At 60.2% G+C, this 14,171-nt stretch carries 13 protein-coding genes; 4 read left to right on the top strand and 9 right to left on the bottom strand.

What is annotated here, in order from left to right; all coding sequences use genetic code 11:
- Positions 1 to 78: 78 nt before the first annotated feature.
- On the bottom strand, positions 79 to 1,752 hold the full coding sequence (locus AB4O11_RS07505) for a putative bifunctional diguanylate cyclase/phosphodiesterase (protein ID WP_093429679.1): 1,674 nt from the start codon (positions 1,750 to 1,752) through the stop codon (positions 79 to 81).
- Between the two features lie 262 nt (positions 1,753 to 2,014).
- Between AB4O11_RS07505 and rep the strand changes: the two genes are divergently transcribed.
- Entirely contained in the window at positions 2,015 to 4,024 is a 2,010-nt protein-coding gene (rep, locus tag AB4O11_RS07510; protein WP_460130399.1) for a DNA helicase Rep, read from the top strand.
- Between the two features lie 59 nt (positions 4,025 to 4,083).
- Positions 4,084 to 4,656, top strand: a complete 573-nt coding sequence (locus tag AB4O11_RS07515) for a xanthine phosphoribosyltransferase (protein WP_007920398.1) — start codon at positions 4,084 to 4,086, stop codon at positions 4,654 to 4,656.
- A 137-nt stretch (positions 4,657 to 4,793) separates the two neighbouring features.
- On the opposite strand, the gene AB4O11_RS07520 is transcribed toward AB4O11_RS07515, so the two are convergent.
- From AB4O11_RS07520 to dadA, 6 genes are all read right to left on the bottom strand, one after another.
- Positions 4,794 to 6,716 carry an acetyl-CoA hydrolase/transferase C-terminal domain-containing protein gene (locus tag AB4O11_RS07520; RefSeq protein ID WP_460130400.1) on the bottom strand — a complete coding sequence of 641 codons (1,923 nt, stop codon included), beginning with the start codon at positions 6,714 to 6,716 and terminating at the stop codon, positions 4,794 to 4,796.
- Positions 6,717 to 7,093: 377 nt separating this feature from the next.
- The gene (locus AB4O11_RS07525) at positions 7,094 to 7,510 is read right to left on the bottom strand and encodes a c-type cytochrome (RefSeq protein WP_175555627.1); all 417 of its coding nucleotides are present in this window, start codon (positions 7,508 to 7,510) and stop codon (positions 7,094 to 7,096) included.
- Between the two features lie 181 nt (positions 7,511 to 7,691).
- Complete coding sequence (locus AB4O11_RS07530) at positions 7,692 to 8,240, bottom strand: cupin domain-containing protein (protein ID WP_007920393.1); 549 nt, start codon at positions 8,238 to 8,240, stop codon at positions 7,692 to 7,694.
- A gap of 88 nt (positions 8,241 to 8,328) precedes the next feature.
- Positions 8,329 to 9,402: an alanine racemase gene (gene alr / locus AB4O11_RS07535; RefSeq protein WP_186620152.1), complete on the bottom strand. Its 1,074-nt coding sequence runs from the start codon at positions 9,400 to 9,402 to the stop codon at positions 8,329 to 8,331.
- A gap of 94 nt (positions 9,403 to 9,496) precedes the next feature.
- On the bottom strand, positions 9,497 to 9,850 hold the full coding sequence (locus AB4O11_RS07540) for a RidA family protein (protein WP_460130401.1): 354 nt from the start codon (positions 9,848 to 9,850) through the stop codon (positions 9,497 to 9,499).
- Positions 9,822 to 11,126 carry a D-amino acid dehydrogenase gene (gene dadA, locus AB4O11_RS07545; RefSeq protein ID WP_460130402.1) on the bottom strand — a complete coding sequence of 435 codons (1,305 nt, stop codon included), beginning with the start codon at positions 11,124 to 11,126 and terminating at the stop codon, positions 9,822 to 9,824. The genes AB4O11_RS07540 and dadA overlap by 29 nt, the downstream gene beginning before the upstream one ends.
- 156 nt (positions 11,127 to 11,282) lie before the next feature.
- On the opposite strand from dadA, the gene AB4O11_RS07550 reads away from it, so the two are divergent.
- Positions 11,283 to 11,771 (top strand): Lrp/AsnC ligand binding domain-containing protein, encoded by a 489-nt coding sequence (locus tag AB4O11_RS07550; protein ID WP_003177284.1) that lies wholly within the window; start codon positions 11,283 to 11,285, stop codon positions 11,769 to 11,771.
- Between the two features lie 110 nt (positions 11,772 to 11,881).
- Here the strand turns inward: AB4O11_RS07550 and AB4O11_RS07555 are convergent, their stop codons facing one another.
- A complete protein-coding gene (locus AB4O11_RS07555) occupies positions 11,882 to 12,235 on the bottom strand; it encodes a YkgJ family cysteine cluster protein (RefSeq protein WP_064389779.1) in 354 nt (117 codons plus the stop codon).
- Between the two features lie 147 nt (positions 12,236 to 12,382).
- Between AB4O11_RS07555 and AB4O11_RS07560 the strand changes: the two genes are divergently transcribed.
- A complete protein-coding gene (locus tag AB4O11_RS07560; RefSeq protein ID WP_460130403.1) occupies positions 12,383 to 13,693 on the top strand; it encodes an NAD(P)/FAD-dependent oxidoreductase in 1,311 nt (436 codons plus the stop codon).
- Between the two features lie 143 nt (positions 13,694 to 13,836).
- Here the strand turns inward: AB4O11_RS07560 and AB4O11_RS07565 are convergent, their stop codons facing one another.
- Positions 13,837 to 14,082, bottom strand: coding sequence for a DUF1127 domain-containing protein (locus AB4O11_RS07565; RefSeq protein ID WP_095049332.1), 246 nt, complete (start codon positions 14,080 to 14,082; stop codon positions 13,837 to 13,839).
- Positions 14,083 to 14,171: the final 89 nt, after the last annotated feature.

Below are 14,171 nucleotides of genomic sequence, written 5' to 3' on the forward strand. Positions count from 1 at the left end.
AAAGCGGTGTACCTGACACATGTGTATTGAATGTGTCGCAGCCTTCGCGAGCAAGCTCGCTCCCACAGGGTTATGCGTTCAGCTCACGATTTCGAGGGCTGACTGTTGGCTTGAGCCGAAGGTTAGATATTCAACCAACTCCGCCAACGGCAACGGCCGGCTGATCAGATAACCCTGCACCTGATCGCAACCAAACCCGCGCAACAGTTCTAGCTGTTCAGGGGTTTCCACCCCCTCCGCCACCACTTCCAGATGCAGGTTGTGCGCGAGATTGATCATCGCGTGCACCAGTTTGCGGTTCTCTTCGCGCTGCTCCATGCCGCCGACAAAGCTTTTGTCGATCTTCAACAAGGTGATCGGCAGGCTGTTGAGGTGCACGAACGACGAGAACCCGGTGCCAAAGTCATCCAGCGAGAAGCGCACACCGAGACGGCCGAGAGCGTCCATGGTCTGCTTGACCAGATCGCTACGGCGCATCACGGCGGTTTCAGTCAGTTCGAATTCCAGCCACTGGGCCTCAACGCCACGCTCGGCAATCAACCGGCTCAGCGTCGGCAACAACTGACTGTCCTGAAACTGACGAAATGACAGATTGATCGCCATGTGCAACGCCGGCAGTCCGCGCTCGCGCAACGCCTGCATGTCACGCAAGGCCCGGGAAATCACCCAGTAACCCAGCGGCACAATCAAACCGCTCTGCTCGGCCAAAGGGACAAATTCACTCGGCGGCAGCAAACCGCGCTCGCCATGACGCCAGCGCACCAACGCTTCGAGGCCGACAATCTGGCCATCCTCAAGATTCAGGCGTGGCTGGTAATGCAACTCCAGCTCATCGCGACGCAACGCTCGGCGCAACTCGCTTTCGAGGTCGGCCATGCTCCGCGCATTGCGGTTGATGCGTTCGTTGAAGATATGGAAGGTGCAGCCCTGGGTGCTCTTGGCCTGCTGCATGGCGATGTGGGCGTGCCACATCAGCGGATCAGCGCCGCCCTGCGCACGGGCGTGGGCGATGCCGAGACTGGAGCCGATCAGCAGGCTTTCGCCATCGACCCAATACGGTTCGGCGAGCGCTTCGGTGATGCGTTCGGCCATCCACTCGGCGCGCTGCGGTGCACGGCGGGTGTCGATCAGCAGTGCAAATTCGTCGCTGCCCAGCCGCGCCAGTTGATCACCGGCTTCGAGCTGACTTTTCAGCCGTGCGACCACTTGCAGGATCAAGCGATCGCCCGCCTGATGGCCAAGCGCATCGTTGGCGTGGCGGAAGTTGTCGAGATCGAGATGCCCGAGGGCCAGGCCGCGACCGTCGTTTTCCGCGAGGCGCGCAGCAAGCAAGGTCTGGAAACCCTGACGGTTGGCGATGCCGGTCAGCGGATCCTGCTCGGCGAGGCGTTGCAGGGTGTTTTCGAGAACGCCGCGTTCGCGCACATGGCGCAGGCAGCGGCGCAGCATGCCGGCGTCGAGGGCGTCGAACACCAGCCAGTCACTGACGCCAACCGGCGCGGTGTCCGGTTCATGTTCCAGCAGCAAGACCGTCGGCAGGCTGCAACGGCCCGGTGCCGGTTGCAATGCCGGAAGGGTCAACAACACCGCATGGCGGTTGTCTTCGAACAAACTGCTGACCGAATCCCAGCTCGGCGCGCTGATCAGCACCGCCGCGCTCCCCATCGGAGCCAGACACTCACGCAATAACGCTGTCCACGCTGGCTCTTCGGCCAGTAGCAGCAAACGCAAGGGTTCGACAGGCGTAGACAAGCTAGCTCCCTAGACTCTGCAATGATGTGGGCGGGGCATTATGCCGTTGCGCCGTTCAATGACCAAATGACAACGGTTATCAAAACGTTATTTTGTGTCACGAATGAGAACATTAGCCGCAAAATCACCGCGCATCCTCCGCGAAAGTAACAAAACCGGCAAATTTGAATCGCGTGGTACGTCACAAGTCGGAGAGAGCAGCACAAATCGCTGAGCCTGTTAAAATGCCGGCCCATTTCGTCAACGACTCCCGAATTTTCGTATGTCCCGACTCAATCCCCGGCAGCAAGAAGCCGTGAACTACGTCGGCGGCCCTCTATTGGTGCTCGCCGGTGCTGGCTCCGGCAAGACCAGCGTGATCACGCGCAAAATCGCGCACCTGATCCAGAACTGCGGCATCCGCGCCCAGTACATCGTCGCCATGACCTTTACCAACAAGGCCGCGCGCGAGATGAAAGAGCGGGTCGGCACCCTGCTGCGCGCCGGCGAAGGTCGCGGCCTGACCGTCTGCACGTTCCACAACCTCGGTCTGAACATCATCCGCAAGGAACACGTGCGGCTGGGCTACAAACCCGGTTTCTCGATCTTTGACGAGACCGACGTCAAAGCCCTGATGACCGACATCATGCAGAAGGAATACGCGGGGGACGACGGCGTCGACGAGATCAAGAACATGATCGGCGCCTGGAAAAACGACCTGATCCTGCCGCCTCAGGCGCTGGAGAACGCGCGCAATCCCAAGGAGCAGACCGCCGCCATCGTCTACACCCACTACCAGCGCACGCTGAAAGCGTTCAACGCGGTGGACTTCGACGACCTGATCCTGCTGCCGGTAAAACTCTTCGAAGAACATGCCGACATCCTCGAAAAGTGGCAGAACAAGGTCCGTTACCTGTTGGTCGACGAATACCAGGACACCAACGCCAGCCAATACCTGCTGGTAAAAATGCTCATCGGCAAGCGCAACCAGTTCACCGTGGTCGGCGACGACGACCAGTCGATCTACGCCTGGCGCGGTGCGCGGCCGGAAAACCTGATGCTGCTCAAGGACGACTATCCGTCCCTGAAAGTGGTGATGCTCGAGCAGAACTACCGCTCCACCAGCCGCATCCTGCGCTGCGCCAACGTGCTGATCTCGAACAACCCGCACGAATTCGAAAAGCAGCTGTGGAGCGAGATGGGCCACGGCGACGAGATCCGCGTGATCCGCTGCCGCAATGAGGACGCCGAAGCCGAGCGCGTGGCCATGGAAATTCTCAGCCTGCACTTGCGCACCGACCGTCCGTACAGCGATTTCGCCATCCTTTATCGCGGCAACTACCAGGCCAAGCTGATCGAACTGAAGCTGCAGCACCACCAGGTGCCGTACCGCCTGAGCGGCGGCAACAGCTTCTTCGGACGTCAGGAAGTGAAGGACCTGATGGCCTACTTCCGCCTGATCGTCAACCCGGATGACGACAACGCCTTCCTGCGGGTGATCAACGTGCCGCGCCGGGAAATCGGCTCGACCACCCTGGAAAAACTCGGCAACTACGCCACCGAACGCAAAATCTCGATGTACGCCGCCACCGACGAAATCGGTCTCGGCGAGCATCTGGACAGCCGCTTCACCGATCGCCTGTCGCGCTTCAAACGCTTCATGGACAAGGTCCGTGAGCAATGCGCCGGCGAGGATCCGATCTCGGCGCTGCGCAGCATGGTCATGGACATCGACTATGAGAACTGGCTGCGCACCAACAGCTCCAGCGACAAGGCGGCCGATTACCGGATGAGCAACGTCTGGTTCCTGATCGAGGCGTTGAAAAACACCCTTGAAAAGGACGAAGAAGGCGAAATGACCGTCGAGGATGCCATCGGCAAACTAGTCCTGCGCGACATGCTCGAACGTCAGCAGGAAGAGGAAGACGGCGCCGAAGGCGTGCAGATGATGACTTTGCACGCGTCCAAGGGTCTGGAATTCCCTTACGTGTTCATCATGGGCATGGAAGAGGAAATCCTCCCGCACCGCTCCAGCATCGAAGCCGACACCATCGAAGAGGAACGCCGCCTGGCCTACGTGGGCATCACCCGCGCGCGTCAGACCACGGCCTTCACCTTCGCCGCCAAGCGCAAGCAGTACGGCGAGATCATCGACTGCGCGCCCAGCCGCTTCCTCGATGAGCTGCCGCCGGACGATCTGGCGTGGGAAGGCAACGACGACACACCGACCGAAGTCAAAGCCGTGCGCGGCAACAACGCATTGGCCGATATACGCGCGATGTTAAAGCGCTAGAATTGACCACTTTTTTTACTAGACCTTCGGCGCACAAAGCGCCAAAAGAGGACAGCTTCATGGAAGCATTGCACCAGAAAATCCGCGAACAAGGCATTGTGCTTTCCGACCAGGTCCTGAAGGTCGACGCCTTCCTGAACCACCAGATCGACCCGGCCCTGATGAAGCTGATCGGCGACGAATTCGCCTCGCTGTTCAAGGACTCGGGCATCACGAAGATCGTCACCATCGAAGCCTCAGGGATAGCCCCGGCGATCATGACCGGTCTGAACCTCGGCGTGCCGGTGATCTTCGCCCGCAAGCAACAGTCCCTGACCCTGACGGAAAACCTGCTGTCGGCGACCGTTTACTCGTTCACCAAGAAGACCGAAAGCACCGTGGCCATCTCCCCGCGCCACCTGACCAGCAGCGACCGCGTGCTGATCATCGACGACTTCCTGGCCAACGGTAAGGCGTCGCAAGCGCTGATCTCGATCATCAAGCAAGCCGGCGCGACCGTTGCCGGTCTGGGCATCGTCATCGAGAAGTCGTTCCAGGGCGGCCGCGCCGAGCTGGACTCGCAAGGCTACCGCGTCGAATCGCTGGCTCGGGTGAAATCGCTGAAAGATGGCGTGGTCACCTTCATCGAATAACCGCTGAAAGCCGCAAGCTCACCGCAATACCTGTGGGAGCGAGCTTGCTCGCGAAGGCGTCAGATCAGTCCCCTCTTCAGTGACTGACTAACCGCTTTTCGCGAGCAAGCTCGCTCCCACAGGTTTTTTGTCGCTTGTTACTGCGCGGTGGCTTTGAGGCCGGTGAGCAGCAGGCGTTGGAAGAGGTCTTCTTTCAGGCCTTCCGGGTTTGTCAGCTGCATGCGTTGAAGATGCTCGGGATACAGCGAAGCCTCCGGCGCATCGAGGGCCGCCTTGCCGAGTTCGAGGATTTCGGTGAGTTTGAATTTGCTCTTCAGCCAGTTCAGCGCCCGCAATAAATCCCGTTCGATCGCAGTGAAATCACAACCCAGCGGATACTCCGGAAACAGGTTCGGATGCCGGGCGGCGATCGCTTGCAGACGCTGCGGTGTGTTGTCGGCAAAGCGCGGATCAAGGCGAAAATCCTTTGGCAATTTGCCGACTTTTTGCGCTTGCTCAATCAGGCCCTGCTGGAAGCGGGAATCGCTGATATTCAGCAATGACTCGATCACCACCGCATCGGACTTGCCGCGCAGATCAGCGATGCCGTACTCGGTCACGACGATATCGCGCAGATGCCGTGGGATCGTGCAATGGCCGTATTCCCAGACGATGTTGGAACTGACGTCACCACCGGATTCGCGCCAGCTACGCAGGATCAGAATCGATCGGGCATCGTGCAGTGCGTGGCCCTGCGCGACGAAGTTGTACTGCCCGCCGACACCGCTGAGCACGCGCCCGTCTTCCAGTTGATCCGCGACGCCCGCGCCCAACAACGTCATGGTGAACACGGTGTTGATGAAGCGCGCATCAAGTCGCTGCAGGCGCTTGAGTTCTTCCTGCCCGTACAGCTCGTTGATGTAGCTGATGCGGGTCATGTTGAATTCGAGGCGTTTGTTTTGCGGCAACTCGCGCAGACGTTCATAGAAACTGCGCGGACCAAGGAAGAAGCCGCCGTGCACCGAAATCCCGTCAGTCTGCGCGGCCTCGTCGAGGGTGCCGGCGTTGGCCCGTTCCTGCGTTGGCACATCCGGGTAGACCTTGCGCCGGATGATCCCGGCATCCGCCAGCACTAGCAGACCGTTGACGAACATTTCACTGCAGCCGTAAAGGCCCTTGGCGAACGGGCCGGTGCCGCCTTCGCGGTCGATCAATTGCGCCCACTGGCTGAGGTTGATGTCATTGAGTAACGCTGTGTATCCGGCGTTATCTGCCTGACGGGCGAGCAGAGCGGCGGTCAAGGCATCGCCCATCGAGCCGATGCCGATCTGCAATGTACCGCCGTCGCGCACCAGCGTGCTGGCGTGCAAGCCAATGAAATGATCCTGAAAGCCCACCGGCATGTTTGGCGTGGAAAACAGCGTGCTGCTGTCTTTCGCGTCGATCAGCAGGTCGAAGGTGTCGATATCGACTTCGGCATCACCGGGCATGTACGGCAGATCGGTGTGCACCTGACCGACCAGCAAAATGGTCTCCCCGGCGTGGCGGCGCTTGGCGATCATCGGCAACAGGTCGAGGGTGATGTCCGGGTTGCAGCTCAGGCTCAGACGATCCGGGTGTTCGCTGCTACTGGCGAGCAATTGCGCTACCAGATTCAGCCCGGCGGCGTTGATGTCGCGCGCGGCGTGGCTGTAGTTGCTGCTGACGTAATTCTGCTGGGCCGGCGCGCTGTTGAGCAGGCTGCCGGGCTGCATGAAAAACTGCTCGATGCGGATGTTGGCGGGCAGGCTGTCGCGGTGCAGGTCGCCAAGGAAATCGAACTCCGGGTAGTCACCGAAGACGCGTTCGACGAAGGGTTCGATAAAGCGCTTCTGCAAACCATCGCCCAGGTTCGGCCGGCCGAGGCACAGCGCGGTGTAGATCGTCAGTTGCCGCTCGGGCAGGCCTTTGATCCGCCGGTACAGCGCGTTGACGAAGTGATTGGGCTTGCCCAACCCCAGCGGCATGCCCATGTGGATATGCGCCGGCAACCGCGTCAGCACGTCGTCCACTGCCTGTTCGATCGAACACAACTGCACCATCTGAAGCCTCCTGCCCGTTCCGTGAATAGGGGTAGACCGAGCTTGCCTTGAGTTTGCTGCAAAGGACAGCCCAAAAGTCCTGGACGATTGTCGGCCACAGGAGTTTTTTATGGCTGGAGATCGCTTGCCCTCACCCTAGCCCTCTCCCAGAGGTAGAGGGGACAGATTGGGGGATATTGGGGAGGTATGCCGACGTGAAAGTGATGTGCTGAATCCATAATCGCTAAGGTCTCTCAGGTCGATGGATAGCGAAAGACACCTCGGTCGGCCCCCTCTCCCTCAGGGAGAGGGCTGGGCGGGCGGCGTTCCGATGAGGCTACTGAATCGCAGGCACAAAAAAACCGTCCGAAGACGGTTTTTTTCGCCAGAGACGCGGCTTATTTCAGGCCAGACATCTTCTGGATCGCGCCCTTCAACTCATCATCCGAGCAATCGGCACAGGTGCCTTTCGGCGGCATCGAATTGATACCGGTGATGGCTTTGGCGAGGATGCCATCAAGACCGCCCTGATGATCAGCACGCTCTTTCCACGCTGCGGTGTCACCGATCTTCGGCGCGCCCAACAACCCGGTACCGTGGCAAGCGTTGCAGTGCTTGGCAATCACTTCATCCGGGGTTTTCGCCCCGCCACCGCCGCCTGCGGAAGCGGCAACTTCCATCCCCTTGCATTCCTTGCCTTGCACACACACCTGGCCAACAGGCTCGAGGCGTTTGGCAATGTCGTCATTCGTCGCAGCTTGAGCGCTGACAGCCCAGAGGGCCAGTACGGTTGCTGGTGCAGCCAGCATTTTCATAATTAGGTTCACGCGTTCACCCTCAATGGTGGCTATTCACGCCTGCGGCCACGGTTCGCAGGCGGGCGGAAGTATAGCGGGTAGCCCGCCACACTGAAACAACCCCATAGTCGAAGGGGTTATACCGCACGGTAGAAAAACTCTCCGGATGCCTTTGCCATCATGGCTTGACACCTCTTTGTTAAAAATTCGCCGGCGTGGCTGCGCTGATTAGTCGCGCAGGCGCGTCGAACGGATTACGAAAACGGTGCGGCTTGGTACTTTCAAAGTAGTAGCTGTCGCCGGCTTCGAGAATAAAAGTTTCCAGACCCACCACCAGCTCCAGACGACCTTCCACCAGAATCCCGGTTTCTTCGCCTTCATGGGTGAGCATTTCTTCGCCGGTGTCGGCGCCCGGCGGGTAGATTTCATTGAGGAAGGCGATGGCGCGGCTGGGGTGCGCACGGCCGACCAGTTTCATGGTCACGGCGCCGTCGGAAATGTCGATCAGCTCGTTGGCCTTGTAGACGATCTGGGTCGGGACTTCCTGCAGGATTTCTTCGGAAAAGAACTCGACCATCGACATGGGAATCCCGCCCAGTACCTTCCTCAGCGAACTGATCGAAGGGCTGACGCTGTTCTTTTCGATCATCGAAATGGTGCTGTTGGTGACGCCCGCGCGTTTGGCGAGTTCACGCTGGGAAAGCCCTTTGAGCTTGCGGATCGATTGCAGTCGTTCACCGACGTCCAAGGCGGGAGCCTCCTGATGTTGTAAGAATATTGAGCGTTATCATGGCGACAGCGTTCAGTATTTACAACACTTGGCCCCCGCAGCGGCGTCAACCCTCGGAATAGAGCCTTGGCACCCGACGCAGGTTGCAGAAGATCTGGTACGGAATGGTGTCCGCCCACTGCGCCACTTCGCTGGCGAGGATGTTTTTACCCCACAGCTCAACGCTCGAACCGAGGCCAGCTTCAGGCACATCGGTGAGGTCGATGCAGAGCATGTCCATCGACACGCGACCGAGAATCCGACTGCGTTTACCCGCCACCAGTACCGGCGTGCCGGTCGGCGCCTGACGCGGGTAGCCATCGGCATAACCCATCGCCACCACGCCGACGCGCATCGGCTTGTCGGTGATGAATTTGGCACCGTAGCCGATCGGCTCACCGGCGGGCAGTTCACGGACGCAGATGACTTTCGACTCCAGGGTCATCACCGGTTGCAGGCGATCAGCCACGGCGTTGGCCTCCTCGAACGGGGTCGCGCCGTAGAGCATGATGCCCGGACGTACCCAGTCGCTGTGAATCTGCGGCCAACCGAGCACGGCCGGCGAGTTACGCAGGCTGACTTCCGCCGCCAGGCCCTGACGCGCCGCTTCAAACACCGCGACTTGCTCGGTGCTGCTCTGCGCGTGCAGCTCATCGGCGCGGGCGAAGTGGCTCATCAACACGATCTTCGCCACTTTGCCGCTGGCCAGCAGACGCTGATAGGCCGCCGGATAGTCCTTCGGATGCAGACCAACGCGATGCATGCCCGAATCGAGCTTCAGCCACACGGTGATCGGCTTGCTCAGTGTCGCCTGCTCGATCGCTTCGAGCTGCCACAGCGAATGCACCACGGTCCAGAAATCATGCTCGACAATCAGCGCCAGCTCATCGGCTTCGAAGATGCCTTCGAGCAACAACACCGGGGCCTTGATGCCGGCCGCGCGCAACTCCAGCGCTTCTTCGATGCAGGCGACGGCAAAACCGTCGGCCTCGGTTTCCAGTACCTGGGCGCAACGCACCGCGCCATGGCCGTAGGCGTCCGCCTTGATCACCGCAAGCGCCTTGGCGCCAGTGACTTCGCGGGCAATTCGGTAGTTGTGGCGCAGGGCTTCTAGGTCGATCAGGGCACGGGCAGGACGCATGGCGGCAGACTTCTAGGCGGTCATGGGAAGAAAAACCGGCGCCGACTGACGACGTGAACCGCCAACAGCGCCGGGAGAGGGATCTTTACAACGGTTACGGCAGCGCGGCGACGATGGAAATTTCCACCAGAATGCTCGGCTTGGCCATTTTCGCTTCGACGGTGGCGCGGGCCGGGGCGGCGCCTTTGGGCAGCCACTGGTCCCACACCGAGTTCATCCCGGCAAAGTGGGCTTCGATGTCGTTCAGGTAGATCGTCGCCGACAGCAGATGCTGTTTGTCGGTGCCGGCCAGATCGAGCAAGCGCTCGATATTGGCCACTACCTCGCGAGTCTGCTGTTCAATCCCGGCGTCGAAGTCGTCGCCGACCTGCCCGGCCAGATACACGGTGCCGTTGTGGCTGACGATCTGACTCATGCGCTCATTGGTGAGCTGGCGCTGGATTGACATGTTTTGCGGACTCCTGGGTCTTGTTGCCGTAACGAGAAATATCGAGGCCTTCGGCGCTGATCTGTGGCTTTTTCTTCGCCATCAGATCGGCCAGCAAACGACCGGAACCGCACGCCATGGTCCAACCGAGCGTGCCGTGACCGGTGTTGAGGAACAGGTTCTTGAACGGCGTAGCGCCAACGATCGGGGTGCCGTCCGGGGTGGTCGGACGCAGGCCGGTCCAGAAGCTCGCCTCGGCCAGATTACCGCCCTGAGGATAAAGGTCGTTGACGATCATCTCCAGGGTTTCGCGGCGGCGCGGGTTCAGCGACAGGTCAAAACCGGCGATCTCGGCCATGCCGCCAACGCGGATGCGGTTGTCGAAACGGGTGATCGCGACCTTGTAGGTCTCGTCGAGAATAGTCGACGTCGGGGCCATTGCCGGGTTGGTGATCGGCACGGTCAGCGAGTAACCCTTGAGCGGATACACCGGCGCCTTGATGCCCAGCGGCTTGAGCAGTTGCGGCGAGTAGCTGCCGAGCGCCAGAACGTAGCGGTCAGCGGTCTCCAGTTTGCCGTCGATCCACACACCGTTGATGCGATCACCGGCGTAGTCGAGTTTCTGGATGTCCTGGCCGAAACGGAATTCGACACCGAGTTTCACGGCCATTTCGGCGAGGCGCGTGGTGAACATCTGGCAGTCGCCAGTCTGGTCATTCGGCAGGCGCAGGGCGCCGGCGAGGATGTCAGTGACACCTGCCAGGGCCGGCTCTACGCGGGCAATGCCGGCGCGGTCGAGGACTTCAAACGGCACGCCGGATTCTTTCAGCACAGCGATGTCTTTGGCGGCGCCATCAAGCTGTGCCTGAGTGCGGAACAATTGAGTCGTGCCGAGGCTGCGGCCTTCGTAGGCGATGCCGGTATCCGCACGCAGTTCATCGAGGCAGTCGCGGCTGTACTCGGACAGACGCACCATGCGCTCCTTGTTCACCGCGTAACGGCTGGCGGTGCAGTTGCGCAGCATCTGCGCCATCCACAGGTACTGGTCGATGTCGGCGGTGGCTTTTATCGCGAGAGGGGCGTGGCGCTGCAACAGCCACTTGATCGCCTTCAGCGGCACGCCCGGCGCGGCCCACGGCGAGGCGTAGCCCGGCGATACCTGGCCGGCGTTGGCGAAACTGGTCTCCATGGCCGCGGCTGGCTGCCGGTCGACCACCACCACTTCAAACCCGGCACGGGCCAGATAGTAAGCACTGGCGGTACCGATGACGCCGCTACCCAAGACCATTACGCGCATTTTTGTATCCCTCATCGCGGCAGGGCCGCGTACGTCTGTTGTTAGAGCAATGATGGGCGCAGTGTAAAAAAGAAATGCCAGTGCTTTTCACTATATAAGCGCCTATATTTGGCGACAATTCTCGGCAAAAACCCTTTTCACGGAGGCGCATCCCCTATGCGTACCAACACTCAGACCAAACGTGAGCTGGACAAGATCGACCGCAACATCTTGCGGATCCTGCAGGCGGACGGGCGGATTTCCTTTACCGAACTTGGGGAAAAGGTCGGCCTCTCCACCACGCCCTGCACCGAACGGGTACGGCGCCTGGAGCGTGAAGGGATCATCATGGGCTACAACGCCCGACTGAATCCGCAGCATTTGAAGGGTAGCTTGCTGGTGTTCGTCGAGATCAGCCTCGACTACAAATCCGGCGACACTTTCGAGGAGTTCCGACGCGCGGTGCTGAAGTTGCCGCACGTGCTGGAGTGTCATCTGGTGTCGGGGGATTTCGACTATCTGGTGAAAGCGCGGATTTCCGAGATGGCCTCGTACCGCAAGCTGCTCGGCGACATTCTGCTGAAGCTGCCGCATGTGCGTGAGTCGAAGAGCTATATCGTGATGGAAGAGGTGAAGGAGAGCTTGAGCTTACCTATTCCGGATTGAAGATCGCTGGCGCTCCATTCGCGAGCAGGCTCGCTCCCACAGGGAAATGCATTCCAAATGTGCGAGCGAGCCTGCTCGCGATGGCGTCGACTCGGTTCCGAGTGAACGCGTTAAACCAACACCTGCCGATTCGCCGCCATGTACTCGAATATCTGCTTCTCCACTCTCGGATGAATCAACTCCACCGGGCGCCGCTCATTCGGGCAAGGCAAGGTCTTGGTCGTGCCGAACAAACGGCAAATCAACGGCCGTTCCTCATACACCGTGCAGCCATTCGGCCCCAGATGCACACAGTTCAGTTCTTCCATCGCCGCATCCTGCTCGGCGCGGGTCTTGCGCGGCAGGCGCGCCATTTCTTCGGGCGAGGTGGTTACCGGACCGCAGCAATCGTGACAGCCGGGCACGCACTCGAACGAGGGTATCTGCTGGCGCAAGGTGCGGATTTTCTGGCTGTTGCAGCTCATTGCAGCGCTGACCGAGAAGGAATTTGCGGCAATTGTGCCGCAAAAGCCGCGATCCAGACACCGCAGGCCGACCAATGTTGCCCACGTTCGGGCGTGCGGCTTATGCTCCGTCAAATTTTCTCGACACTTAGCCGTTGGATGACGCCCATGACTGCCCGCGCCTTCACCTCCGCGAGCCAACCCCACGTTGCCTCTTACTACGCCGCCAGCAGCCTGCCGCAGCCCGATCACCCGGTGTTGCAAGGTGACGTACTGGCCGACGTCTGTGTGGTCGGCGGCGGCTTTTCCGGGTTGAACACGGCGCTGGAACTGGCCGAACGCGGCCTCAGCGTGGTGTTGCTGGAAGCGCACAAGATCGGTTGGGGCGCCAGCGGTCGCAACGGCGGGCAGCTGATTCGCGGGGTCGGTCATGGTCTCGATCAGTTCACCAACGTCATCGGTACCGACGGCGTGCGCGAGATGAAACTGATGGGCCTGGAAGCAGTGGCAATCGTTCGCCAGCGCGTCGAGCGTTTTCAGATTGCCTGCGACCTGACCTGGGGCTATTGCGACCTCGCCAACAAACCGTCCGACCTCGAAGGCTTTGCCGAAGACGCCGAAGAACTGCGTGGCCTTGGCTATCGCTACGAAACCCGCTTGCTGCAAGCCCACGACATGCACACGGTGGTCGGTTCCAAACGCTATGTCGGCGGCTTGATCGACATGGGCTCCGGGCATCTGCATCCGCTGAACCTGGCCTTGGGCGAAGCAGCAGCAGCGCAGCAACTGGGCGTGAAGCTGTTCGAACATTCGGCAGTAACCCGTATCGACTACGGCCCTGAAGTGAAGGTGCATACAGCGCAAGGCTCAGTGCGCGCGAAGACGTTGGTGCTGGGCTGCAATGCCTATCTCAACGATCTGAACCCGCAACTCAGCGGCAAAGTCCTGCCCGCCGGCAGCTACATCATCGCCACCGAGCCGTTAAGCGAAGCGCAGGCGCACAACCTGCTGCCGCAGAACATGGCGGTCTGCGACCAGCGTGTGGCGCTGGATTACTACCGGCTCTCGGCGGATCGCCGCCTGCTGTTCGGCGGTGCCTGCCATTACTCGGGACGCGACCCGAAAGACATCGCGGCGTATATGCAGCCGAAGATGCTTGAGGTATTCCCGCAACTGGCGGGTGTGAAGATCGATTATCAGTGGGGCGGCATGATCGGCATCGGCGCCAATCGCTTGCCGCAGATCGGCCGCCTCGCGGATCAGCCGAATGTGTATTACGCCCAGGCGTACTCAGGGCACGGGGTGAATGCCACGCACCTGGCGGGCAAATTGCTCGCCGAAGCAATCAGCGGGCAGCACAGCGGTGGCTTTGACCTGTTTGCCAAGGTGCCGCACATCACCTTCCCGGGCGGCAAGCATTTGCGTTCGCCGTTGTTGGCGTTGGGGATGTTGTGGCATCGGATGAAAGAGTTGGTCTGATGGTTTTGCAGCGATCCTGAGGCCGCTTTCGCGAGCAGGCTCACTCCCACAGGGGATATGCGGTGGATGGGAATTTTGTATCCACTGAAGATCAATGTGGGAGCGAGCTTGCTCGCGAATGGATCGAAAGAACAATACAGATCTCAGATCCGCCAGAAAGGCTTCAACCCCTCCTCCTGCGCTTGCTCACGCGTCAGCCCGATGTCCTTGAGCTGATCCGCCGTCAGTGCCAGCAACGCCTTGCGCGTGTGCAGACGATGCCACAACAGACTCCAGCGACTCAGGCCGGACGGCGCATTGCGCATGATCTCATTGCGCGCACTGTCCTTCTGCCCTGCCGCCAGTTCCTGACCGTGTAACGTCAACCGCACATCGCTCAAGCCGTTCATTTTCAATGCTCCTGTTTACTTGGGTAGCCAGAGATTCCATGATGCGCGGGCGAGCAAAACCATTACAGATTCAAAGACACTGTATTAAC

It is taken from the genome of Pseudomonas sp. H1_D05, from assembly GCF_054682705.1.